The organism is Streptomyces zaehneri, from assembly GCF_032248645.1.
GTDB lineage: Bacteria > Actinomycetota > Actinomycetes > Streptomycetales > Streptomycetaceae > Streptomyces > Streptomyces coriariae.
In genome coordinates, this window is the sequence record NZ_JASTTJ010000020.1 from 1 (window position 1) to 23,063 (window position 23,063).

19 protein-coding genes are annotated in these 23,063 nt (G+C 73.2%); 9 read left to right on the top strand and 10 right to left on the bottom strand.

Features of this window, described 5'->3' with window-relative positions:
• From QQM72_RS28425 to QQM72_RS28440, 4 genes are all read right to left on the bottom strand, one after another.
• Positions 1 to 911: hypothetical protein (locus QQM72_RS28425; protein ID WP_314223704.1), on the bottom strand; the 911-nt coding region annotated here is incomplete at its 3' end.
• A 162-nt stretch (positions 912 to 1,073) separates the two neighbouring features.
• Positions 1,074 to 1,841 carry a calcium-binding protein gene (locus QQM72_RS28430; RefSeq protein ID WP_314223705.1) on the bottom strand — a complete coding sequence of 256 codons (768 nt, stop codon included), beginning with the start codon at positions 1,839 to 1,841 and terminating at the stop codon, positions 1,074 to 1,076.
• 148 nt (positions 1,842 to 1,989) lie between these two features.
• Positions 1,990 to 5,163, bottom strand: coding sequence for a sacsin N-terminal ATP-binding-like domain-containing protein (locus tag QQM72_RS28435; RefSeq protein WP_314223706.1), 3,174 nt, complete (start codon positions 5,161 to 5,163; stop codon positions 1,990 to 1,992).
• A gap of 337 nt (positions 5,164 to 5,500) precedes the next feature.
• The gene (locus QQM72_RS28440) at positions 5,501 to 6,463 is read right to left on the bottom strand and encodes a DUF3027 domain-containing protein (RefSeq protein WP_314223707.1); all 963 of its coding nucleotides are present in this window, start codon (positions 6,461 to 6,463) and stop codon (positions 5,501 to 5,503) included.
• A gap of 387 nt (positions 6,464 to 6,850) precedes the next feature.
• Here QQM72_RS28440 and QQM72_RS28445 point away from each other — a divergent pair, with 387 nt between their 5' ends.
• The 4 genes from QQM72_RS28445 to QQM72_RS28460 all read left to right on the top strand — a co-directional run bounded on the left by QQM72_RS28445 (position 6,851) and on the right by QQM72_RS28460 (position 10,467).
• Positions 6,851 to 8,284 carry an MFS transporter gene (locus QQM72_RS28445; RefSeq protein WP_314223708.1) on the top strand — a complete coding sequence of 478 codons (1,434 nt, stop codon included), beginning with the start codon at positions 6,851 to 6,853 and terminating at the stop codon, positions 8,282 to 8,284.
• A 74-nt stretch (positions 8,285 to 8,358) separates the two neighbouring features.
• Positions 8,359 to 8,871 carry a DUF2771 domain-containing protein gene (locus QQM72_RS28450; RefSeq protein ID WP_314223709.1) on the top strand — a complete coding sequence of 171 codons (513 nt, stop codon included), beginning with the start codon at positions 8,359 to 8,361 and terminating at the stop codon, positions 8,869 to 8,871.
• A gap of 11 nt (positions 8,872 to 8,882) precedes the next feature.
• Positions 8,883 to 9,590, top strand: a complete 708-nt coding sequence (locus tag QQM72_RS28455) for a futalosine hydrolase (protein WP_314223849.1) — start codon at positions 8,883 to 8,885, stop codon at positions 9,588 to 9,590.
• Positions 9,580 to 10,467 carry a 1,4-dihydroxy-6-naphthoate synthase gene (locus QQM72_RS28460; RefSeq protein WP_314223710.1) on the top strand — a complete coding sequence of 296 codons (888 nt, stop codon included), beginning with the start codon at positions 9,580 to 9,582 and terminating at the stop codon, positions 10,465 to 10,467. The genes QQM72_RS28455 and QQM72_RS28460 overlap by 11 nt, the downstream gene beginning before the upstream one ends.
• Positions 10,468 to 10,507: 40 nt before the next feature.
• Here the strand turns inward: QQM72_RS28460 and QQM72_RS28465 are convergent, their stop codons facing one another.
• Positions 10,508 to 10,891, bottom strand: coding sequence for a cold-shock protein (locus QQM72_RS28465; protein ID WP_020130260.1), 384 nt, complete (start codon positions 10,889 to 10,891; stop codon positions 10,508 to 10,510).
• A 285-nt stretch (positions 10,892 to 11,176) separates the two neighbouring features.
• Between QQM72_RS28465 and QQM72_RS28470 the strand changes: the two genes are divergently transcribed.
• The gene (locus QQM72_RS28470) at positions 11,177 to 11,428 is read left to right on the top strand and encodes a hypothetical protein (protein WP_314223711.1); all 252 of its coding nucleotides are present in this window, start codon (positions 11,177 to 11,179) and stop codon (positions 11,426 to 11,428) included.
• Here QQM72_RS28470 and QQM72_RS28475 read toward each other — a convergent pair.
• Together QQM72_RS28475 and QQM72_RS28480 are read right to left on the bottom strand one after the other, a co-directional pair.
• Positions 11,404 to 12,051, bottom strand: coding sequence for an HAD family hydrolase (locus QQM72_RS28475; RefSeq protein ID WP_314223712.1), 648 nt, complete (start codon positions 12,049 to 12,051; stop codon positions 11,404 to 11,406). The genes QQM72_RS28470 and QQM72_RS28475 overlap by 25 nt on opposite strands.
• 23 nt (positions 12,052 to 12,074) lie before the next feature.
• Complete coding sequence (locus QQM72_RS28480; protein ID WP_314223713.1) at positions 12,075 to 13,082, bottom strand: hypothetical protein; 1,008 nt, start codon at positions 13,080 to 13,082, stop codon at positions 12,075 to 12,077.
• Positions 13,083 to 13,349: 267 nt separating this feature from the next.
• Between QQM72_RS28480 and QQM72_RS28485 the strand changes: the two genes are divergently transcribed.
• Positions 13,350 to 16,043 (top strand): helicase C-terminal domain-containing protein, encoded by a 2,694-nt coding sequence (locus QQM72_RS28485; RefSeq protein ID WP_314223714.1) that lies wholly within the window; start codon positions 13,350 to 13,352, stop codon positions 16,041 to 16,043.
• 211 nt (positions 16,044 to 16,254) lie between these two features.
• Here the strand turns inward: QQM72_RS28485 and QQM72_RS28490 are convergent, their stop codons facing one another.
• Entirely contained in the window at positions 16,255 to 16,809 is a 555-nt protein-coding gene (locus tag QQM72_RS28490; protein WP_314223715.1) for a hypothetical protein, read from the bottom strand.
• Positions 16,810 to 16,970: 161 nt separating this feature from the next.
• Here QQM72_RS28490 and QQM72_RS28495 point away from each other — a divergent pair, with 161 nt between their 5' ends.
• A complete protein-coding gene (locus QQM72_RS28495; protein ID WP_399079043.1) occupies positions 16,971 to 18,617 on the top strand; it encodes a DNA repair helicase XPB in 1,647 nt (548 codons plus the stop codon).
• Between the two features lies 1 nt (position 18,618).
• Here QQM72_RS28495 and QQM72_RS28500 read toward each other — a convergent pair whose 3' ends face one another.
• Positions 18,619 to 18,801, bottom strand: coding sequence for a hypothetical protein (locus QQM72_RS28500; RefSeq protein WP_314223716.1), 183 nt, complete (start codon positions 18,799 to 18,801; stop codon positions 18,619 to 18,621).
• A 365-nt stretch (positions 18,802 to 19,166) separates the two neighbouring features.
• On the opposite strand from QQM72_RS28500, the gene QQM72_RS28505 reads away from it, so the two are divergent.
• Positions 19,167 to 21,239 (top strand): HelD family protein, encoded by a 2,073-nt coding sequence (locus QQM72_RS28505; protein WP_314223717.1) that lies wholly within the window; start codon positions 19,167 to 19,169, stop codon positions 21,237 to 21,239.
• A 273-nt stretch (positions 21,240 to 21,512) separates the two neighbouring features.
• Here QQM72_RS28505 and QQM72_RS28510 read toward each other — a convergent pair whose 3' ends face one another.
• Entirely contained in the window at positions 21,513 to 22,223 is a 711-nt protein-coding gene (locus QQM72_RS28510) for a copper homeostasis protein CutC (protein WP_314223718.1), read from the bottom strand.
• Between the two features lie 185 nt (positions 22,224 to 22,408).
• Here QQM72_RS28510 and QQM72_RS28515 point away from each other — a divergent pair, with 185 nt between their 5' ends.
• Positions 22,409 to 23,053 carry an HD domain-containing protein gene (locus QQM72_RS28515; protein ID WP_314223719.1) on the top strand — a complete coding sequence of 215 codons (645 nt, stop codon included), beginning with the start codon at positions 22,409 to 22,411 and terminating at the stop codon, positions 23,051 to 23,053.
• Positions 23,054 to 23,063 lie beyond the last annotated feature (10 nt).

Sequence of the window (23,063 nt, forward strand, 5' to 3'; positions counted from 1 at the left end):
TCGCCCGCCGCGCTGACCGCCGGGGCGGTCGTGGTGCCGGCGAAGCTCCAGCGGTAGTAGCCGTCCACGCTCGCCTTGACGGTGGTCTTCAGACCGCCGGTCGAGGTGGTCTTGACCGACTTCACCGTGGAGTAGGTGGTGGAGTTCTTCTTGCGGAACTGGAGCTGGGCGTAGACGCCGGAGTAACCGGTGTACTTGGCGGTGTCCCAGTTGGCACGGGTCAGGCTGCCCGTGACGGTGATGGTCGCGCCCTTCTTCACCGGCTCCGGCGCCGCGTTGACCGTCAGCTTGGACAGCCGCTGGAGCTTGGTGGTGGCCAGGGCGTCGCCCTCGGCGTAACCGACCTTGGTCCAGTCGATGTCGTCGTCGGTGTACGGGTCGACGTCGTTCCAGTCGATGACGTAGCCGAGCGCCTTCCAGGTGGTGGCGTCGGCGTTGTAGAGCTCCTCACCCGGGAGGATGTCGATCGTGCCCTTGCAGGAGGCGACCGTGGCCGAGGTGTTGGTGCAGGTCGGCCAGTCGTCGCCGACGAGGACGTTGGCCGGGTCGGCGTACGCGCCGCGGTAGATGACCAGGTCCAGCTCGGTGTCGTCGGCGATGACGTCGACACCCGCGCCGTGCGTGACCGTGAAGGTGACCGGGGCCGTGACCTTGCCGCTGGTGCCGGCGACGATCGGCTTGCCGCCGTTGATCCTGACGTTGCCGAACTTGGCGTCCAGCGCGTACGGGGTGCCGGTGTCGGCGGGGGTCGAACCGGTGAAGGCGCTCTTGCCGGAGGTGGCCGCGTGGAGGGCCTTCAGGGTGTCGACGGGGTTGTGCGAGTCGCTGCCGGTGGCCTGCGCGGCCGGCACGGCGAAGGCGGACAGGGCCAGGGCGCCGGTGACGGCGGCCACGGTGGCTCGTATGCGCATGAATGTCCCAAGGGGATCAAGGGGCTCTCCGGGCGGATGTCACCAGCGAGCCCAAGTGGTCGACGAGCCTGTCGGCTCGCATGATCAGATTCCTGAAACCGGAAAATGGTTGTACGGAAAACCGCCGCCCTTACGGGCCGCCGTTCTCGGGTGCGCCCGTGCCTACTTGACGTCGACGAAGTCGCTCGCGGCCGTGACCGCCGCCGTGGTCGTGTTGCCCACGAAGGTGTAGCGGTAGTTGCCGTCCGCCGTCGCCTTGACGGTGGTCTTCAGACCGCCGGTCGAGGTCGTCTTGACGGTCTTCAGGGTGCTCCACTTGGTGGAGCCCTTCTTCTTGTACTGGAGCTGAACCGACTGGGCTCCGTAGCCGCCGAACTTGAGCGTCTCCCAGTTGGCGCGGGTGAGGGAGCCGGTCACGGTGATGGTCTTGCCCTTCTTCACCGGCTCCGGCGTCGCGTTGACCGTCAGCTTGGAGACGCGCTGGAAGTGGAAGGAACCGGCCTTCTCCTTCCACACGAAGTCGCCGTCGTTGGCGTCGATCCACGCGTCGACGTACCAGGTGCCGGCGTTCTTGTTGCTGAAGTAGTCGGTCCTCGGGTCCACCTTCACGGAGGCGGTGCACGTGGAGGTGGTGGTGCTGACCTTCTTGCACGTCGGCGTGCCGGTCATCTCGAAGCCGTAGTCGGGGCCCGTCAGCGTGAAGTGCTCGGCGCTCTTGATGCCGGAGTCGTCCGTGGCGGTCACGCTGATCGAGATGGTCTTCGCCGCGTTGGTGGAGACGGGCACCTTGTTGTCGCCGTCGACGACGACCTTGGTGATCCGGGTGTCACCGCTGCCGCCGTCGCTGGGCGCGGCCTGCGCGACGGGAACGGCCAGGCCCGCGAGGGCCAGAGCGCCGAAGGAGACGGCGGCGGTGGCGCGGATGCGCATAGGTTTTCCCCCCGTTGAGAATCACGATTCACGGGAAGAGACTCGTACCCCAGTCCGAAGGTTGCACGTCCGATGGAGAAAGTACGGAGAAGATGTGAGCGCCCCCGCGGATGACCGCGAGGGCGCTCGAACACGGGCCGCTACGCCGTCAGTCGAACCAGCGGTCGCGGGCCAGCTCCGCGGTCCGTGACGGGTCCTCCAGCAGGGCGGCGACCTCGAAACGGCGCGGCCACTGCCGGGCCGCCCAGGCGAGTCCGGCGGCGACGCCCTCCAGGGTCGCGGCGTGCAGAACGCCGTCGTCGGTCAGCCGCCAGTCGATCTCCACGCCGTCGACGACGAGTTCCTCGTGCTCGACGTACGTGCCGGGCGTGCGCGGCCCGAGCAGCACCCGCACCGACTCCGGCACGTCGTGCTCGACGCCCTCGGAGTCGACCTGCCCGGTCACGGACTCGCTCAGCCGCCGCACCTGGAACAGCTCGGCCAGCTCGGCGGCCCGGGACGGCCGTACCGGAAGCAGCGGCACGCCCCCGGTGAAGGGCAGCAGATCGGGCGAGTCGACGACGACGGTCTCGGCCGCGTCCACGACCTCGACCCGCCCGTCGACGACCGCCCGCAGCTCGTCCGGAAGGGTCACCTGGTCGGGATCCAGCTCTGCCAACGCGCCGTAGAGACCGTGCAGTTGGGAGGCCCCCACGGGGCGTTCCGGGTCGGCGAGGCGGTCGAGGAGTTCGGCGGCGCCGCCGGGCTCCTCGAGCAGCGCGGCCACCGAGGTCCGCACGCCGAGGGCGCGCAGCACCTGCTCGTCCTCGAAGCCGGTGGCGTCGGCCTCCTCGTACAGCCCGTGCAGGAGCGGATCCCCGCCGGCCGCCAGCAGACCGGCCGGACGGCGGCCGTCGAGCACCGGGTTCCCGCGCAGCCACCAGGCGGTGTACGGCCGGACGACCTCGTGGGTGCCGTCCGGCAGCAGGATCCGGACGGGCTGGGTGAGGGCGTCCCGCAGCGGCGGCCGGGCGAGCAGCGCGAGGGCCTCGGGCCAGCGGTCCTCGTCGACGAGGTCGAGGTCGCGGACGGCGACCAGCTCGGTGGCGACGGGAGGCACCGGACTGTCGGGGAACCGGTCGAGGATGTCCTCGCACCACACGTCGACGGCGTCCAGCAGGCCCGCGTCGTCGGGTTCGGCGAAGTCCCCTTCGCGGGGCTCCAGTTCGTCCGGGTCGAGGACGACGTCGGTGGCGCGGACGAGCGCGAAGTTCGCGAGGACTCCACAGGCGGCGAGGGGCTGTTCGCCCCACCGGTCCGCCAGTTCGGCGTCGGCGAAGGCGAGTTCGTCCTCCCGGACGACGGAGGCGAACGGGCTGCCCGGCAGCACCAGTTCACCGGCGGGGACGAGTTCGCCCTCCTCGTCGGGCAGCGCGAGGGCGCCGAGCCAGGGTTCGTCGCCGGGTTCCAGGCCGGCGTCACGGACCAGCGCGAGCACGGTGTCGGCGAGTTCCTCGGCGTCCGGCGTGTCCCGGTCGTCCCAGGCGCCGCCGTCGTCGTCCAGGGACGCGGCCACGGCGGCCCGCACCTGCGGGGTGGTCAGGACGGCTCGGGGGGTGGCGGGCAGCGCGCCGAGCTTCTCCAGGAGCGGGTGCGCGGCGTCCTGGTGGGCCACCTTGAGGCCGAGGCGGGCGAGGATCTCCGGGTCGGGACCGGCCGCGTCCGCGGTGGGCAGCAGCACCTGGCGGGGACCGATGGTGGTCCGCAGGTCGGCCAGCGGCACCGGAAGCCCCGAGAGCCGGTCCGGGTCCACACCGGCCAGGCTGTCGTAGAGCCGGTACCACCACTGCGGGTCCTTCTCCAGGCCGGCCAGCCGGTCCACCGCGTCGGCGAGCGGGATCCGGGCGACGCCCAGCGTGCGCAGCTCGACGCGCCGCTCCAGCCCGGCGGGCAGCAGGGTGGGCAGCACCTCCGCCAGCACCCGTACGGTGTCGGCGCCTGCGCCCTCGACGACCTCGGCGTCCCGGGGGCGCAGCGCCTCCGGAAGCCCGACCCCGTCGGCCCCGTCGACCCCGTGGTCTTCGCCGTCCTCGGGGACGGGCCGGACGGCGGGCGGCAGGAACGCGGTCCGCGGCAGCCGCTCCAGGATCGCCTGGCGCAGCGACCCGTCGAGTTCCCCCTTGCCCAGCGGCCCGGGCACGAGGTCGATGATCCCGGCGCCCACCGGCCGCCAGCCGGCGAGGAGTTCGGCGTACGCGTCGGCCGCGCGCCGCACCAGGTGGTCGGTGAGCGGGCCGGGGGCGGCGTGCCGGCGGGTGGTGTCGAGCGGGAAGGAGGCGATGAGCAGGGCGGGGACGCCGAGGGGCTCGTCGCTGGGGGTGGGGGCGTGCACGACGGGGGCGGTGCGGGGCCGGGCGGGCGAACCGTCGTCGTCGACCGGTACGGCCCAGGTGACCGACCAGTGGGGGCGCAGCCGCTCCTCCACCGGGCGGCCGACGAGGAGGTCGGGCGTGAGGGGGCCGTGCGCGGCGGCGACGCGCCAGCGGGTGGTCCCGTCCCGCGTGTCCGCCACGACGGTGAGGGCGTCGTCGTCGGCGTCGGTGTCCCGGCGCAGGACGCGGGGCGCGTCGTCGCCGATCTCGATCACGACCTCCTCCAGGCCCGGGAGGGCGAGCAGGAGGGCGTCGTCGACGGCGGTGAGGAGGCGTTCGGCGAGGTCCGCGGCCGCGGCGTCCCGCAGCGGCAGGATGACGGCCGTGTCGTACGGGTCGGGGGCGGTGCCCTGGGCGGCGAAGGGGAGCCGGAGCAGGGGCACATGACCGTCCCGCCGGCGGATCTCGTCGCCGAGTCCCGGGCTGTGCCGGGCGGTCTCGGAGGCGAGCGCGCGGGCCTCGGCCAGGTCCCAGCGGACTCCGCCGTGCCGCCCGACGACGGCGGGCTCGTCGGTGACGGCGAGGACGGCGGCGAAGCCGACACCGAACCGCCCGACGGCCACGGCCGACTGCCGGGCCTCGCGCTTGGCGGAGGCGCGCAGGGTGGCGAGGGACTCCACACCGGCGGCGTCCAGGGGCGCGCCGGTGTTGGCGGCGACGAGGACGCCGTCCCGGAGGGTGAGCCGCAGCCGCCCGGGCACGTCGGCCCTGGCCGCGGCGTCGGCGGCGTTCTGAGCGAGCTCGACGACGAGCCGGTCCCGGTACCCGCCGAGGACCAGGTCCTCCTCGGCGTTGGCGTCCTCGCGGAAGCGGGCGGGGCTGGTGGCCCAGGCATCCAGCACACCACGACGCAGGCGGGCCGTGCCGAAGGGGTCCGCGCCCTCGGGTGCCGGCCGCACGAACTTGCTCACGTTGACTCTCCTCATCGGCGTGGGCTCGAAGGTACCGCGAGGCGGAGTGACGTCAGAACGGGACGCCGGGCCGGTGCCGGGTACCGGCCAGCCCCGCATCACAATCACACAACGACTGCGGGACCACCCGGCCGCGACGGCCGGAAGCCCCCGCGAACGGCCCCCGAGCGACCGCCGGGACAGCCCCGGGGGAGCCTCCGGGACAGCCCCGAGGGCGACCCCTGGGATGACTCAGGGGCCGCGGGGCCGACCGGCCGGCGCCGCTGGGGCGCTTCTCTTGGATCAGCCCGGGTCCACGGCGCCCGGCGCCTGATCCGGCCCGATCCGAAGAAACGCCCTAGGAGTGGCCCAGTTCCGCGGTGTCCTCGTCCGTCTTCTCCGGGACCGAGCCCGAGTCCGCCGCCGGACGGAGGGGGAACGGGTCGACCCGGGTCTCGTCGATCACCGGCGGAGCGGGCCGCGGGGGCGTCGGCATGACCGCCGCCTCCGAGTGGCCGCCGCAGCCGTACGCCAGGGAGACCACCCGGCCGTCGGCCGGGGAGAACTCGTTGGCGCAGACGCCGAAGGCCTGCCCGAGGGAGCCGCCGATGGGGGTGAGGAAACCGCAGCTCACACAGGACGCGGGGGCCGCCTGGGCCATGGGCGTCTTGGGGCCGAAGCCGTCCTCCCAGCGGTCGGCCGCGGTGTGCAGACCGTAGCGGGACAGGACCCGGGCGCGACGCAGGCCCAGTTCCTCGGCGACCGCGGCGATGGTGCCCCGGCGCGGAGCCGGCGGAAGGGCCGCGGGCGGGGCCGGCGTCACCTCCGCGTCCTCCGCCTCCACCAGCTCGGCCATCTCCTCGGAGAGGGGCGAGTTCGGCGTCGGCTCGTCCGAGTCGAAGTAACCCGGCTGGAGTCGCGGATCGTCCTCACCCGTGTAGCCGGGCTCCAGACGCAGATCCTCCGCGTCCGTGGGGAGGAGGTCGCCGGGGCCCATGTCGCCGGGGCGCAGCCGGTCGCTCCACGGAACCCATTCGGGTGCCAGGACCGCGTCCGGGCCGGGCAGCAGGACCACCTCGTCGAGCGTGACGACCTTGGCGCGCGAGGCGCGCGCCACCGTCGCCGCCCAGCGCCAGCCGCGGTAGCCCAGTTCCTTGCACTCGAAGTAGTGGGTGACCACCCGGTCACCCTCGGAGACCAGCCCCGCATGCTCGCCGACCACGCCGGGGGCGGCTGCCTCCTCGGCTGCGGCGCGTGCGAGGTCGACGGCCTCGGCGCACAGGCGGTCGGGGGTGCGGCTTCGCGTGGTCGCTGCGCTCACAGGTATCGCTTCTCTCCTACGCCGTCTCTCGGTGCGCCGGCCTGAAGGCGGCGGGTGCGGACGGAGCGGCTGGGGTTACCTCCCAGGCTCTTCAAGCACTGGGGGAGTGCCGCGTCGACGTCCGCGCCCGATCGCGCTCGGGCGCACCTGCTGTCATCCATTCTGCGGGATGTCCGGGAGGCGCGCGGCCGAGAACAATCGCCACGGCGCGCTACGCACGCTACCTGCTCGCGGACGCTCGGCCTACACCGGCGGGACGTTTCCCGCTCACAGAAGCCGCCGAACCTCCGCCGAACCCTGCCCCGACCGGCCCGGCGCGGCGACGATCACACGCCCATACGCGCGGTAACCGCACTACGTACCGCCTTTCCGGGGCACTATGACGGGGTGGCAGCCGCGAGGACACCCCAGGGCGCCACCGGGATCGGTGCGACGAAGGGGAACAAGGGGAGGAGCCGGGTGAGCGGTTCGGGCCGGATGAGCGGGTCCGTCCGCGCGGTCGGCCGTGCCCTGCACTTCCCGTTCACCGGCACCGCCCGCGGGATCCGGAAGGCCACCCACGCGCACGGCGCCGGCGAGTCCGGCCTCGGCAAGCTCATCGAGCTGCACGGGGTGAACGGCGCCGGCGATGTCATGATCACCATCGCGCTCGCCTCCACCGTGTTCTTCTCGGTGCCCACCGACGAGGCCCGCGGGCGCGTCGCGCTGTACCTCGCCATCACGATGGCCCCCTTCACCGTCCTCGCCCCCGTGATCGGCCCCCTGCTGGACCGGCTCCCGCACGGACGGCGCGCCGCCATGGCCGGGTCCATGCTGGCCCGCGCGCTCCTCGCGCTCGTGCTGTCCGGGGCCGTCGCCACCGGCAGCATCGAGATGTACCCGGCCGCGCTCGGCGTGCTCGTCTCCTCCAAGGCGTACGGGGTGGTCAGAAGCGCCGTGGTGCCCCGGCTGCTGCCGCCCAGGTTCTCCCTGGTCAAGGCCAACTCACGGGTCACCCTCGGCGGTCTCCTCGCCACCGGGATCGCCGCGCCCGTCGGGGCGGGACTACAGGCCCTCGGGCCCCGCTATCCGCTCTACGGCGCCTTCGTGATCTTCGTGGCCGGTACGTTCCTGTCCTTCTCGCTGCCCCGCAAGGTCGACTCCGCCAAGGGCGAGGCCGTGGCGCTGCTCGCCGCCGACGAGCAGCATCTGCACGGCCCGCACCGGCAGCCGGTGAAGCGGCCGGGTCTGAGGACCGTCGGCATCGCCGTCACGCACGCCCTCGCCGCCAACGCGGCCCTGCGCTGGCTGTCCGGGTTCCTGACCTTCTTCCTGGCGTTCCTGCTGCGCGAGCACCCGCTGACGGGGCAGAGCGCGGCCGTGTCGCTGGGCATGGTGGCGGTGTCGGCGGGCGTGGGCAACGCGCTCGGTACGGCGGTGGGGGCATGGCTGCGTTCCAAGGCCCCGGAGCTGATCATCGTGACGGTCGTCGCCGTCGTGCTGGGCGCGGCGATCACCGCCGCGGTGTTCTTCGGGGCGTTCCTGGTGGCGTGCATGGCGGCGGTCGCCGGGTTCTCGCAGGCCCTGGCCAAGCTGTCGCTGGACGCGCTGATCCAGCGGGACGTGCCGGAGCTGGTGCGCACCTCGGCGTTCGCCCGCTCGGAGACGCTGCTCCAGGTGTGCTGGGTGTTCGGCGGCGCGGTCGGCATCGTGATGCCGCTGAACGGCGCGCTGGGCCTGTCGGTGGCCGCCGCGGTGATCGCTCTGGGCTGGCTGACGACGGTCCGCGGTCTGCTGTCCTCGGCGCGGCACGGGAGCGGTGCGAAGCCCCGCGTGGCGTAACCGCGTGGCGTAACACACAGCCACGTCGCCCCCCACGTAAAGAGACGGCCGGGCGTGCCCGATAGCCTTCCGCCATGACCACGATGCCCCGCGGCGGAGCCGCTGATGTACCTGGCGTTGCGCGACGCCGCCGCGTCGTCGCCGCGGCCGGCGCCGTTTGTGCCGGACTGCTCGTCCTGTCGGCCTGCGACAAGCCGACGCCGCTGTCCACGATCACCGTCGGCCGCACCTCGGTCAGCGCCGAGGCCACCTGTGGCGGGGAGGGTGACACCCTCAAGGCCGCCGACCTGACCAAGTGCCTCGCGGACAAGGACATCAAGTCGATCACCGTCGACCCGGACGAGACCGTCCGCTTCGGCGTCGACCCCGATGTGGCCGACAAGCGCTGGACGATCCTGATGAACGGTCAGCCGCTCACCGAGGACAGCGACAAGACCTACCGCACGATCCCGGGCAGCGTGTTCTTCAACGCCCAGTACGGCGCCCAGGGCGACTCCACCCTCGTCTCCATCAAGGCCGGCGACGGGAAGAAGGACAGCCAGGCGGTGACCGGCCTGTGGTCGTTCAAGCTCAAGAAGGACGACTGACCACGTCCCGCATCCGCGTCCTCGTGGCCACCGCGGTCCCCGCCGAACGGGACGCGGTGGCCCGGGCGCTGCCCGGACCCGGCCGTGAGGTACGGCTGCCGGGTGTGACCCTGCACCGCACGGACGAGGCCTACGACCTCCTCGCCGCCGGGGTCGGCCCTGCGCCGGCCGCCGCCTCCGTCTCGGCCGCCCTCACGGCCGCCGCGCTGGGCGGCGACCCCTACGGTCTCGTCGTCTCGGCGGGCATCGCCGGCGGCTTCGCGCCCGCCGCCCCCGTCGGCTCCCTGGTCCTCGCCGACGAGATCACCGCCGCCGACCTGGGCGCCGAGACCGCCGACGGCTTCCTGCCCGTCACCGAGCTGGGCTTCGGCGCCGTCACCCACCGTCCGCCCGAGTCCCTCGTACGAGAGACCGCGGCCGCCACCGGGGCCCTGACCGGCGTCGTCCTGACCGTCTCGACGGTCACCGGGACCGCCGGCCGGGCCGCCGCCCTGCGCGCGCTGCACCCGCGCGCCCTCGCCGAGGCGATGGAGGGCTTCGGGGTCGCCGAGGCCGCCGCCGCGCACGGCGTACCCGTGCTGGAGATCCGCGCGGTCTCCAACCCCGTCGGCCCGCGCGACCGCGACGCCTGGCGCATCGGCGCCGCGCTCGCCGCCCTGACCACGGCCTTCGGGAAGCTCACACCCGTCCTGGAGAGTTGGAACCCGCATGACCGGTGACGATCTGAAGATCGCGTACTCGCCCTGCCCGAACGACACGTTCGTCTTCGACGCCCTCGCCCACGGCCGGGTGCCGGGCGCGCCCGGCCTCGACGTGACGTTCGCGGACATCGACATCACCAACGGCATGGCCGAGCGCGGCGAGTTCGACGTGCTGAAGGTGTCGTACGCCGTGCTGCCGTACGTCCTCGACGAGTACGCGCTGCTGCCGTGCGGGGGTGCGCTGGGCCGGGGCTGCGGCCCGCTGGTGCTGACGCGGGAGGGCGGGAGTGTCGGGAGCGCCGGGGACTCCGACGCGGTCGGCGGTGCGGGACTGACCGGCCGCACGGTCGCCGTGCCCAGCGAGAGGTCGACGGCGTACCTGCTGTTCCGGCTCTGGGCGGCGGAGCAGGTGCCGGGGGGCGTCGGCGAGATCGTCGTCATGCCGTTCCACGAGATCATGCCGGCCGTGCGGGACGGAAAGGTCGACGCGGGGCTGGTGATCCACGAGGCCCGTTTCACCTACCGCGACTACGGGCTGCGCAAGCTCGCGGACATGGGCGAGCACTGGGAGTCCACGACCGGTCTGCCGATCCCGCTCGGCGCCATCATCGCCAAGCGCGCGCTGGGCACGCGGGCCCTCACCCGGCTCGCCGACTCGATCCGCGCCTCCGTGCGCGCCGCCTGGGACGCGCCCGAGGTCTCCCGCCCGTACGTCATGGAACACGCCCAGGAAATGGACCCGTCCGTCGCCGACCAGCACATCGGTCTGTACGTCAACGAGTTCACGGCGGACCTGGGCGAGAACGGCTATGCGGCGGTCAGGGGATTGCTGACGCGTGCGGCGGCCGAGGGGCTGTTGCCGCCCCTCGGCCCCGATGCACTCGCTTTCCCGTAACGCCCTCGGCGGATACCGGTTTTCCGTCGGCCGGTACCGGTCAGACGTCCAACTGGTCGGCGACCGCGCGCAGCAGTCCGGCAATCTGCTTGCCGGAGGTCTTCTCCGGGTAACGGCCCTTCTCGAGCATCGGCGTGATGTTCTCGAGGAGGGTGGTCAAATCCTGGACGATGGAGGCCAGTTCGTCGGGCTTCTTGCGCTGTGCCGCGGCGACCGACGGGGTCGGGTCGAGAATGACGACGGAGAGGGCCTGGTCGCCGCGCTGTCCGGCGACGACGCCGAACTCCACTCGCTGGCCCGGCTTCAGTGCCTCGACTCCGGCAGGCAGGACGGAGGAATGGACGAAGACGTCACCGCCGTCGTCACGGGAGAGAAAGCCGAAGCCCTTCTCGCTGTTGAACCACTTGACCTTGCCCGTCGGCATGGGATGTGACCTCGTCCTCGGTATGTCGGAGCCGGACGGCTCGTTGGGAAACTGGCGGAAACAGTGTGTGCCTGGCGCAACCACTAGACCTTGCCGGTAGGCACGTCTGTCCTCGTCCTCGTACTCGTCGGAAAGCTGCTTCTCGACTCCGAAACAGCTCTGAGCGGCTCTGGATAGCACTCGGGCGGGTCGACCACGACCCGCCGGGACCAAGGCTAATGGTCTGCGGGCCGGTGACAAGACGTCCCCCGGTTGTTCCTTCGCGCAGGGAACTACCCTGGTCCGGTGCGTGACAAAACCCAAACGAATTCCGCCGTTCCCGGTGACCGACTGATCCGTGCCGGCGCCATCGTCTTCTTCGTCGGCGCCGTGGCCACACTGGTCACAGTGGCCCCACTCCTCCTCGATACGACGCCTTTTCCGACCTACATGTTCGGCCTGAGCATGCTCATGGGCGTCGGATTCCTCGTCGCGGGCGCCGGCGTCCTGCGATCGGTCGCCGCGGGCCGGCGTCAGGCGCGGGGCGCCGCGCGGTAGGCCTCGAGGTGACCGGCGAGCCAGGCGGGGAATTCGGTGAGGTCGGCGAGCACGACATCCGCACCGGCCGTCCGCAGTTCCTCCGCATCGATCGGCCCGGTCGGCACGGTCACCGACAGCGCCCCGGCGGCACGCGCGCCGCGTATGTCGCCCACGTGGTCGCCGACGTAGACGCTCGCGCCGTGCTCGCGCAGCGCCTCCGCCTTCTGTTCGGCCCACAGGTTGCCGATGACCGCGTCGGGATCGAGGCGCAGATGCTCCACCTGGAGCTTGGCGTTGGGCTCGTGCTTGGCCGTGACGACGATCGCCCGCCCGCCGGCCGCCCGCACCGCCGCGATCGACTCGCGGGCGCCGGGCAGCGCGGTCGCGCCGGTGACGCCGTGCTCCGGGTACAGCGAGCGGTACAGGTCGGCGACGGCCGCGACCCGCTCCGCCGGGTACCAGTGGGCCAGCTCGGTCTCGGGCGGCGGCCCGAGCCGGGTGACCACCAGATCGGCGTCGATGTACGTGCCCGTCCGCTCGGCGAGCGCCACGTAGGTGGCGCGGATACCGGACCGGGAGTCGATGAGGGTCATGTCGAGGTCGAAGCCGACGGTGATCACGGGTGACGTCATACGGCCCATTCTGCCTGGCCGGTACAACGGTCCTACCTCGGCTTCTGAGACCGCCAGACCAGGAACAGCGCCGACGCCACGGCCGCGCCCCGGATCACCCACGGCCAGGTCTGGGCGACGGCGTCGTTCATGTGCCCGTCCGCGATGGGGTCGCCCCAACGCCCCTCGGACCGCCCCCACAGCCAGACGAGCCCGGCCGTGAGCGCGAGCCCCGGCAGCCACATGACGGCGAACTTCGTCTCCCGTTCGGTCAGCCGGCGCGAGGCGTATGCGATGAGCCACCCCAGGATCAGCCCGAGCCAGTTCCCGAGCACCGCTCCGACGACGAGACAGCCGGCGGCGATCAGCAGCAGAGGGTTGCTCCAGCGGGCCCGCTCACCGGAAGGCGCCCGCCGAAGGACACGGAACCGACGCCGCCGCGGCCGGCCACCGTCCTCGCCCGCCCCCGGCTCCCCCTCGCCCGCGCCCTCTTCCCGCCTTTCCCGCTCCTCGTCGAGGTTCCCGGGCCGCGGAGGCTTGAGCAGATCCGGGATCTCCACTCCGCCGACGAACCCCGGCACGTCCTCGCCGATGCCCAGCGGAGTCGGCTCGTTCAGCCACCAGTCGGGCGTCTCGCGACCGTCGCCCAGCTCGTGCGCGGGGGCGCGGTGCGGCGGGGACGCCACGTCGGAGGGGGCCACGGGGGGCGGCGCGCCGGTCCGGGGCCGCGGCACGACCCGCCGGATCCCCTTCGGCCGCTCCGGCTCCTCCTCGCGGTCGCGCTGCGCGGGCACGGAGGGCGACGGCGTCTGCGGCGCGCCGGCGCCGGCGCCCCGGTCGGCCGCGGCCGCGACGATGTCGTCCGGGCTGCCGAGGCGGTCGATGATGCGGCGGACGGCGGCGGGCGAGTCGACGACCGCCTTCGCGCGGCGCCGGTCGATCTCGTTGCGCAGCTCGGAGACGAGCCGCATCCGCGTGGCCGACGACAACTGCCGCTGCTGCGCGACATCCCCGACCCGGCTCAGATACTCGTAGACGACTTGGTCGCTCTCGATCCCCACGGGAAGAAGCTACCGCTTCTCCCCACCCCCACCGCTTGCTCCCGCCCGACACCACCGCGCGTCACCGGCCCGTGGGGAGCCGGCGGTCGAGCGCCGGTCGGATCATCCAGCCCGTCCGGCGTTCGAGGACAAGGCCGGACGTCGGCGGTCGAGCGCCGGTCCAGACCATCCGGCCCGTCCGGCGATTGAGGACAACGCCCCTTCAGGGCCGAGGCGGAGGCCTGGGGGCGCGGCCCCCGGGGGACGCCAACCGCTACCGTGGGCAAGATGAGCACCGAGGACCAGCGGGCCCCCCGCTCCCTAGCGGCAGCGCTCCGCGCCCGGGACGACGCTTCCCTTGCCGCACTCCTGCGCGCCCGCCCCGACCTCATCACGCCGGTCCCCACCGACCTCACCCAGCTCGCCACCCGTGCCGGCACCCGCGCCTCCGTCGTCCGGGCACTGGAGCGGCTCGACCGGTTCGCCCTCCAGACCGCGGAGGCGCTGGCCGTGGCCGGTGACCCGGCGGCATACGCCGAACTGCTCGGGCTGATGGCCGGCGACGACCGCGACCAGGCGGTCGCCGACGCTCTGCCAGGCGCCCTGACGACGCTGCGGGAACAGGCCCTGGTGTGGGGCGACGAAGGCAGCCTCCGCCTCGTCCGCACCGCCCGTGAACTGCTCGCGCCGTCCGCGCAGCACCCGTCCCCGACCGGGCTCGGGCCGAGCGTGCGGGAGGCGACCGCGGGCATGTCACCGGGCCGGATCCAGGAACTGGTGGCGACGGCCGGGCTGCCCTCCACGCACGACTCGGTGTCCGCCGTCGGCGCGCTCACCGCCCTGTTCACGCACCGCAGGAAGATGTCCGACCTGCTCGCGAAGGCTCCCGCCGACTCCGTCGAGGTCCTGAAGCGGCTGATGTGGGGGCCGCCGTACGGGCAGGTCACGGCCGATCCGGCGGCGCGGCTGCGCTGGCTGCTCGATCGCGGGCTGCTGCTGCCCACGGCGCCCGGGACCGTCGTACTGCCGCGCGAGGTCGCTTTGCATCTGCGCGCGGGCCGGGCCCACCGCACGGCCGAACCCGTGCCGCCCACCGTCGAGGCGGTCGCCACGCATCGCCCCCAGGTGGTGGACGCGACGGCGGCCGGGCAGGCGTACACGACGCTGGCGACCGTGGAGGAGTTGCTGAAGGACTGGCACGAGGGCGGCCCCGCGGTCCTGCGGGCCGGCGGGCTGAGCGTGCGCGACCTGAAGCGGACGGCCGTCGCCCTCGACGTGTCCGAGCCGATGGCCGCTTTCTGGGTCGAGCTGGCGTACGCGGCCGGGCTGCTCGCCTCCGACGGGGAGGCCGACGAGCGGTACGCGGCCACCCCGGAGTACGACGAGTGGCTGGAGCGGCCGCCCGCCGACCGGTGGGCGCAGCTCGCGCAGGCGTGGCTGGCGGCGACCCGGACGTCCGGGGTGGTCGGCGGCCGGGACCTCAAGGAGCGGGCCCTGTCGGCGCTGGGTCCGGGCCTGGACCGGTCCGCCGCGCCCGAGGTGCGTCATCGGGTGCTGTCGCTGCTGGCCGGGCTGCCCGAGGGGGCCGTCCCGGACCCGGAGGCGGTGCTGGCCCGGCTGCGCTGGGAACGCCCGCTGCGCGGACCGCAGGGCCGGCAGAGTCCCCAAGGCGCGCAGGGACAGCAAGGCCAGCAAGGCCAGCAAGGTGCGCAGAGCCCTCAGGACGACGACGACCTGCGCTCCCGGCTGGCCCGCTGGACCCTGACGGAGGCCGAGCTCCTGGGCGTGACCGGCCGGGGCGCGCTGTCGGCGCACGGACGGGCCCTGCTGGGGGCAAGGTCCGCGCCCAGACCGCCCACCGTCATCCCGACCGTCGCCCCCACTCCCACCGCGCAGGACGGCCCGTCCGGTGGGACCGGTCGGGCCGGTCGGGCCGGTCGGACGGATCCGACCGGCGCCGGCGACAAGCTGCCCGCCCCGCACCGCGCGGCCGCCGCCGGATCCCCGGCCACGCCCCTCTCGCCTCCCGAGCAGGCCGTGGCCACCGCGGCCGCCGCCCGGCTGCTCGCCCCGCTGCTCCCCGAGCCCCTGGACCACGTCCTGCTCCAGGCCGACCTGACCGCGGTCGCCCCCGGACCGCTGCGGCGCCCGCTGGCCGATGTGCTGAGCGTCCTCGCGGACGTCGAGTCCAAGGGCGGCGCGACCGTCTACCGCTTCACCCCCGGCTCGGTGCGCCGCGCCCTGGACGCCGGCCGCAGCGCCTCCGACCTGCACGCCTTCCTCGCCGAGCACTCCCGTACGCCGGTGCCGCAGCCGCTGGCCTACCTGATCGACGACGTGGCCCGTCGGCACGGCCATCTGCGGGTGGGCGCGGCCTCGGCCTACGTCCGCTGCGACGACGACGCCCTGCTGAACGAGATCCTCGCCGACAAGCGCGCCGCCGCCCTGCGCCTGCGCCGTCTGGCGCCGACGGTGCTCGCGACCCTGGCCGACCCGGCGGCCCTCCTCGAGGGCCTGCGCGCGATGGGCTTCGCGCCCGCAGCGGAGTCGGCCGAGGGGGACGTCCTGATCACCCGCGCCCATGCCCACCGCACCCCGCCCCGCACGGCTCCCGAGCCGGTCCCGGACGGTCCGCCGGTACCCGACACCACGCTGCTCACCGCGGCGATCCGCGCGGTCAGGGCCGGCGACCTGGCCGCCACGACCCCCCGCAAACCGACGGAGGACGCCGCCCCGCTCGCCCCAGGCGAACTCCCCCGGACCAGCTCCGCCGAGACCCTCGCCACCATGCAGGCCGCCGTCCTCACCGGCGAGGCCCTGTGGATCGGCTACGTCAACGCCGAGGGCACCGCCAGCCAGCGCGTCATCGCCCCGGTCCGGGTGGAGGGCGGCTTCGTGACGGCGTACGACCACACGGCGGACGAGGTCCGCACCTACCCACTGCACCGCATCACGGGCGTCGCGGAACTGGCGGACGACTGACCCCGGCGGGCCCGCCCCCCTGGCCGGAAACCGCCATGCACACGGCCGCCAGGCACGAGACCGTCAGGCACAAGCCATCGGGCACAAGCCGTCAGGCCAGAAGCCGTCAGGCACGAGACCGTCAGGCACAAACCATCGGGCACAAGCCGTCAGGCACAAGCCGTCAGGCCAGAAGCGCCGGCCGATTGTCGACGGGCCGAGGCCCGGCCGGTCAGCATGGGCCGATCGAGGCGTCCGCGGGCAGGCCGAAGTGGGCGCGGGCCGTGGCCTCCAGGGCGTGGGGCGACATCGGGTCCTGGAGGGAGGACCGGGTGAAGACCCCGAAGTGGGACTCCGTCCAGCGGCCGTACCCTTCGCCGTCCGGCGGCTCCTCCCGGGCGACGACCCGGTAGCCCCCGCCGGCCGCCTCGTCCCGCTCCAGCCGCACCACCTGCGGATACTGCCCGGCCCCGCACTCGACGAGGCTGTCGTCCTGCACCCCGTACTCGACGCACAGCGTGTTGACGCCGGCCCGCACCACTCCCGCGTGCTCCTCCAGTTCGAGCGCCTTCGCCTCGCAGAACCAGCGCGCCTCGAGCGCGGGCACGGTCTCGCCGTGACCGCTCCCCCGCGACTCCGCCGCGATCCTGGCCTCGATCACCGGCCGTACCTCGCTCCACAGCCGCCCGTCGATGGCCGCGGGCCACATCACCCAGGTGCCCGTGGCCGCCAGCACCGCCGCGGCTCCCACGCCGACCGCACCCCTGCGGAACGACAGGACCGACATACCGTGACTCCCCACCGCGTCGCGCCCATCGCGCTGCTCCCCCGGTCAGACCCACGAACGCAGGTCAGGGTTGCGCGGGGCCGCCGGAAAGCAGCCCGCCACCACTGCGGCGCGCCGTACGGCACACTGGAGGTTTGGCCCGTGCGGAAGGGATGGCGTACGTGAACGGACCGCTGATCGTCCAGTCGGACAAGACTCTGCTCCTGGAGGTCGACCACGAGCAGGCGGACGACTGCCGTCGTGCCATCGCGCCGTTCGCGGAGCTGGAGCGGGCGCCGGAGCACATCCACACCTACCGGCTGACCCCGCTGGGCCTGTGGAACGCGCGGGCCGCGGGCCACGACGCCGAGCAGGTCGTGGACGCGCTCGTGCAGTACAGCCGCTACCCGGTGCCGCACGCGCTGCTCGTCGACATCGCCGAGACGATGGACCGCTACGGCCGTCTGACCCTGAGCAAGCACCCGGCGCACGGGCTGGTGCTCACCAGCACCGACCGGCCGGTGCTGGAGGAGATCCTGCGCTCCAAGCGGGTCGCTCCGCTGGTCGGCGTCCGGATCGACCCGGACAGCGTCGCCGTGCACCCCTCCGAGCGCGGGCAGATCAAGCAGACGCTGCTGAAGCTGGGCTGGCCGGCCGAGGACCTCGCCGGGTACGTCGACGGCGAGGCGCACCCGATCGAGCTGGACGAGGACGGCTGGGCGCTGCGGCCCTACCAGAAGCAGGCGGTGGAGAACTTCTGGCACGGCGGCAGCGGGGTCGTGGTGCTGCCGTGCGGTGCGGGCAAGACCCTCGTCGGCGCCGGGGCGATGGCCCAGGCGAAGTCGACCACGCTGATCCTCGTCACGAACACCGTCTCCGCACGGCAGTGGAAGCACGAGCTGGTGAAGCGGACTTCGCTGACCGAGGAGGAGATCGGCGAGTACAGCGGGACGCGCAAGGAGATCCGGCCGGTCACGATCGCCACGTACCAGGTGCTGACGACCCGGCGGAAGGGCGTCTACCCGCACCTGGAGCTGTTCGACTCCCGGGACTGGGGGCTCATCCTCTACGACGAGGTGCATCTGCTGCCGGCGCCGGTCTTCAAGTTCACGGCGGATCTCCAGGCGCGCCGCCGCCTCGGACTGACCGCGACCCTCGTCCGCGAGGACGGCCGTGAGTCGGACGTGTTCTCCCTGATCGGGCCGAAGCGGTTCGACGCGCCGTGGAAGGAGATCGAGGCGCAGGGCTACATCGCGCCCGCCGACTGCGTCGAGGTCCGGGTCAACCTGACGGACTCCGAGCGGCTGGCGTACGCGACCGCCGAGGCGGAGGAGAAGTACCGCTTCTGCGCGACGACGGCGACGAAGCGGAAGGTGACGGAGGCGCTCGTCCGTCGCTTCGCGGGACAGCAGATCCTGGTCATCGGCCAGTACATCGACCAGTTGGACGAGCTGGGCGAGCACCTGAACGCCCCCGTGATCAAGGGCGAGACCTCCAACGCCCAGCGCGAGAAGCTCTTCGACGCCTTCCGGGAGGGCGAGATCAGCGTGCTGGTGGTGTCCAAGGTCGCGAACTTCTCGATCGACCTGCCGGAGGCGACGGTCGCCATCCAGGTCTCGGGCACCTTCGGCTCCCGCCAGGAGGAGGCCCAGCGGCTGGGCCGTGTCCTGCGTCCCAAGGCGGACGGTCACCAGGCCCACTTCTACTCGGTGGTGGCACGGGACACCCTCGACCAGGACTTCGCCGCGCACCGCCAGCGCTTCCTGGCGGAACAGGGCTACGCGTACCGGATCATGGACGCGGACGAGCTGCTCGCGGGTGAGGCCTGAGTCACCTGCGGCGGCGGACGCCCGCTTCCTCGCCGTACTCGCCCAGGATGATCACGTCGAAGGCGGCGCCCGCGAAGACCTTCACGGCGCGCAGGGCGTCGCCGAGGCGGTGGCGGTGGACGTCGGACAGGGAGGTCGCGCCGGACGGGCGACCGGGGGCCGGGGTCAGGGTCGCTGCACTCATGTCTCCATGATGGGCTCCGGGGCATAAAGCGGGCATCGGTCCCAGGTCCCCATTCGGCCTACTCCTCGGGTACACCTGCGGGCGGGGGTCTCCCCTACGGGACGGAGGGCCGCCGGGCAGGGGTCCCACGGGGGTGCGGCCGGTCCCATCGGGGGCGCGCCCGGATCCCACCGAGGGTGGCGGCCGGATCCCACCGAGGGTGGCGGCCCGATAAATGCGTTGGCACCGTCCTCCGCCGTTCACCTACAATCTCCGCTCTTGCCCGCCTCCCTTCCCGGAGTGCCGCCGTCCGGACGGAAACCGGACGGACTCACCGCAGCGCCCACCTCAGCCGGTCCGGAGGCACCACCTTGTCCACGCCGTCCATGCCAGCCACGCCGTCCACGCCTGTCGACGACGATCCGCTCGCCCGCGAACGCGCGCACCTCGCCTCCTCCCGGGGCGCCCTGCGTGCCATGCGCGAGGACGCCGAGTCGCTCGACATCAGCGACGTCACCGCGAACTGGGTCAACGCCCAGATCCTGGAGCGCCAGATCGGAGAGCGGATCAAGGCGCTCGCCGACCTCAGCGACACCCCGCTGTTCTTCGGCCGGCTCGACTACCTGCACGCTCCCGGCGCCGAGCAGGCGGAGGGCGCGGAGGGGGAACAGTTCTACATCGGACGTCGGCATGTGCACGACGGCGAAGGCGACCCGATGGTCATCGACTGGCGTGCGCCGGTCTCGCAGCCGTTCTACCGGGCCTCCAAGAAGGATCCGATGGACGTCGGGCTGCGCCGCCGCTTCGGTTACACCGGCGGCGACCTCACCGCCTACGAGGACGAGCACCTGTCGGACCCGGCGGAGGCGGCCCGGACCAGCAAGCTGCTCCAGCGGGAGATCGAGCGGCCCCGTGTCGGACCGATGCGGGACATCGTCGCCACCATCCAGCCCGAGCAGGACGAGATCGTGCGCAGCGGGCTGGGCGGCACGGTCTGTGTCCAGGGAGGGCCGGGGACCGGTAAGACGGCCGTCGGTCTGCACCGGGTGGCGTATCTGCTGTACGCCCACCGCGAGCGGCTCGCCCGCACCGGCACGCTGGTCATCGGACCGAACCGGTCCTTCCTCCACTACATCGAGCAAGTGCTGCCCGCACTGGGCGAGTTGGCGGTGCGTCAGGGCACGGTCGACGACCTGGTGGCCCATGTGGAGGTGCGCGGCACGGACGACGCGGCCGCGGCGGTCGTCAAGGGTGACGCGAGGATGGCGGAGGTGCTGCGGCGGGCCGTGTACTCGCACGTCAGCATGCCGGGCGAACCGCTCGTCGTCGTGCGCGGCTCGCGGCGGTGGCGGCTTCCGGCGTACGAACTCGAGGAGATGGTCCGGGAGTTGCTGGACCGGGACATCCGCTACGGCGCCGCCCGCGAGGCCCTGCCGCAGCGCATCGCGCACGCCGTCCTGGTGCAGATGGAACGCTCGGGGGAGGCCCCGGACGACCGGGTGCAGGACGCCGTCGCCCGCAACAGCGCGGTGAAGGCGGCCGTGAAGGAGGTCTGGCCGGCCGTCGATCCGGCGAAGCTGGTGCTGCGGCTGCTCACCGACGCGGACTTCCTCGCCGAGCACGCGGAGGGCGTGCTGAGCGAGGACGAGCAGAAGACGATCCTGTGGGCGCTCCCGGGATCCGGCAGAAGGCCGGCCCGGTCCGTGAAGGCGGCCAGATGGTCGGCGGCGGACGCGGTGCTGATCGACGAGGCGACCGACATCGTCGAGCGCACCCCCTCCCTAGGCCATGTGGTCCTGGACGAGGCGCAGGACCTGTCCCCCATGCAGTACCGGGCGGTCGGCCGCCGCTGCACGACGGGTTCGGCGACCGTGCTGGGCGACCTGGCGCAGGGCACCACCCCGTGGGCGACCCGGAGCTGGCAGGAGGCCCTCGGGCATCTGGGCAAGGCGGACGCGGTGGTCGAGGAGCTGACGGCCGGTTTCCGCGTGCCGACGGACGTCATCACCTACGCGTCCCGCCTGCTCCCGCACATCGCGCCGGGCCTGACCCCCGTCGCCTCGGTCCGCGAGAACCCCGGCTTCTTCGACCTGCGGCCGGTCGTCGGCACCGCCGAAACCGTCGCGGCCTGCGAGGAGTTGCTGCGCAACGAGGGCTCGACGGGCCTGATCGCGGCCGACGCCCGGATCCCGGCCCTGGCCGAAGCGCTGACCGCGTCGGGCATCGGCCACCTGGCCCCCGGCGAGGAGACCACGGCCGAGACCCGCCTCACCCTGGTCCCGGCCTCCCTGGCCAAGGGCCTGGAGTACGACTACGTCGTCCTGGACGAACCCCAGGCGGTGGTCGACGGCGAACCGGACGAGCGGACCGGCCTGCGGCGGCTGTACGTGGCGCTGACCCGAGCGGTGTCGGGCCTGATCGTGACCCACACGGCCCCACTGCCACCCCAGCTCACCTGACCGCGGCCCACCCAGCCCCACTGCCACCCCAGCTCACCTGACCGCGGCCCCACTGCGACCCAGCTCACCTGACCACGGCCCCACGGCCGCCCCAGCTCACCTGACCGACCCGAGACCGACCCCCGCACCCGGGCCCGCCACCGGCACGGCCCCGCCCGACCGGCCCGACCGGCCCGACCGGCCCAGGACCAGATCCCGCACGGACACGGCCTCACCGCCGCCGCCCTGCCCGACGGGACCGGGCCGGGCCGACCGGGCCGGCCCTGCTTCGTCCTACGCGTTCGGCTCGCCGTCCACCGCTCGTCGCCACTCGGCCACGGCCGCCGCCGAGACGGGCCCGGTCCAGCCGTCCGGTCGGGCCGCGCCGCCGATGTGAAAGGCGTCGATGCCGGCGGCCCTCAGCACCGGAACATGGTCGAGGCGCAGCCCGCCGCCGACGAGGAGCCGCTGCTCATAGCCCTGCTCGCCCTGCCGCGCCGCCTCCGCGAGCAGGGTGGGCAGGCCGACGTCGACGCCGGTGGCGGAACCGGCCGTGAGGTAGGTGTCCAGTCCGGGCAGGCCGTCCAGCTGCTTGCGCAGGGCGTCGCGGTCGCCGGCGTGGTCGAGGGCGCGGTGGAAGGTCCAGCGGCAGCCGTCCAGCTCGGCGACGACCCGCTCCACCGCGGCCAGGTCCACCCCGCCCTCCGCGTCGAGGAACCCGAGCACGAACTCGTCCGCGCCGGCCGCCCGCAGCTCGCCGGCGACGCGTACCAGGGAGTCGACCTCCTCGGCGGCTCCCGCCGCGAAGCCTTCGGAGCGTCTGAGCATCACGCGCAGGGAGAGGTCGACGGCGGCCCGGATCCCGGCGAAGACCGCGACGGGCGGGGTGAGCCCGTCGGCGGCCATGTCGGTGACCAGCTCGAGGCGGTCCGCGCCTCCGGTCCGGGCGGCGACGGCGTCCTCGACGTCGAGGGCGATCACCTCCAGAACTGCACGCTTGCTCATGGCACCCCATTCGTCTGCTGTATCGGCTGCGTCGACTTCGTCGGCCGTTTCGACTTCATCGACTTCATCGACTTCATCGACTTCATCGGCTTCATCGGCTTCATCGGCTTCATCGGGCGATTACAGGTCTAGTCCAATTCAAGAATACGCCGGAGAACCCCTTCCGTACGCGCGACAATGGGGCCATGGCCGATCTCGACGCCCTGCGCACCCGTTTCAGCCACACCCTGGACAGGACCCGGGGCCCGGCCGGTGGCCCGGACCCGGAGCCTTACGCCGACGACCTCCTCGCCCGCTGGCAGGAGCCGCAGCGCCGGTACCACACGCTCACTCACCTCACCGAGGTCCTCGACCGCGTAGACGTCCTCGCGGAGCACGCCGCCGACCCGGACGTCGTCCGGCTGGCCGCCTGGTTCCACGACGCCGTCTATCTGCCCGACCGGTCCGAGAACGAGGAGCGCTCAGCCCGCCTCGCCGAGCGCGCGCTGCCCGAGGCGGGCGTGTCGCCGGAGCGGACCGCCGAGGTCGCGAGGCTCGTCCGGCTCACCGTCACCCACGATCCGGCCGACGACGACCTCGACGGCCAGGTCCTGTGCGACGCCGACCTCGCGATCCTCGCCGCGCCGCCGACCGCGTACGCCGCCTACACCGCCGCCGTCCGCGAGGAGTACCACTTCGTCCCCAACGACGCCTTCCGGGCCGGCCGGGCGGACATCCTGCGCCAACTCCTCGATCTGCCGCGGCTGTTCAGGACGCCGTACGCGAGCGGGCGGTGGGAGGCCACGGCCCGCTACAACCTGCGGGGCGAACTGGAACTGCTCACCTCGTGACCACCCCGCG

Excerpts from the sequence above, each read along its gene's own strand:
- QQM72_RS28430 (WP_314223705.1), bottom strand. The coding sequence starts at position 1,841 with ATGCGCATCCGCGCCACCGCCGCCGTCTCCTTCGGCGCTCTGGCCCTC.
- QQM72_RS28450 (WP_314223709.1), top strand. The coding sequence starts at position 8,359 with ATGACCACGATGCCCCGCGGCGGAGCCGCTGATGTACCTGGCGTTGCG.
- QQM72_RS28460 (WP_314223710.1), top strand. The coding sequence starts at position 9,580 with ATGACCGGTGACGATCTGAAGATCGCGTACTCGCCCTGCCCGAACGAC.
- QQM72_RS28465 (WP_020130260.1), bottom strand. The coding sequence starts at position 10,891 with ATGCCGACGGGCAAGGTCAAGTGGTTCAACAGCGAGAAGGGCTTCGGC.
- QQM72_RS28475 (WP_314223712.1), bottom strand. The coding sequence starts at position 12,051 with ATGGGCCGTATGACGTCACCCGTGATCACCGTCGGCTTCGACCTCGAC.
- QQM72_RS28485 (WP_314223714.1), top strand. The coding sequence starts at position 13,350 with ATGAGCACCGAGGACCAGCGGGCCCCCCGCTCCCTAGCGGCAGCGCTC.
- QQM72_RS28490 (WP_314223715.1), bottom strand. The coding sequence starts at position 16,809 with ATGTCGGTCCTGTCGTTCCGCAGGGGTGCGGTCGGCGTGGGAGCCGCG.
- QQM72_RS28500 (WP_314223716.1), bottom strand. The coding sequence starts at position 18,801 with ATGAGTGCAGCGACCCTGACCCCGGCCCCCGGTCGCCCGTCCGGCGCG.
- QQM72_RS28505 (WP_314223717.1), top strand. The coding sequence starts at position 19,167 with ATGCCAGCCACGCCGTCCACGCCTGTCGACGACGATCCGCTCGCCCGC.
- QQM72_RS28510 (WP_314223718.1), bottom strand. The coding sequence starts at position 22,223 with ATGAGCAAGCGTGCAGTTCTGGAGGTGATCGCCCTCGACGTCGAGGAC.
- QQM72_RS28515 (WP_314223719.1), top strand. The coding sequence starts at position 22,409 with ATGGCCGATCTCGACGCCCTGCGCACCCGTTTCAGCCACACCCTGGAC.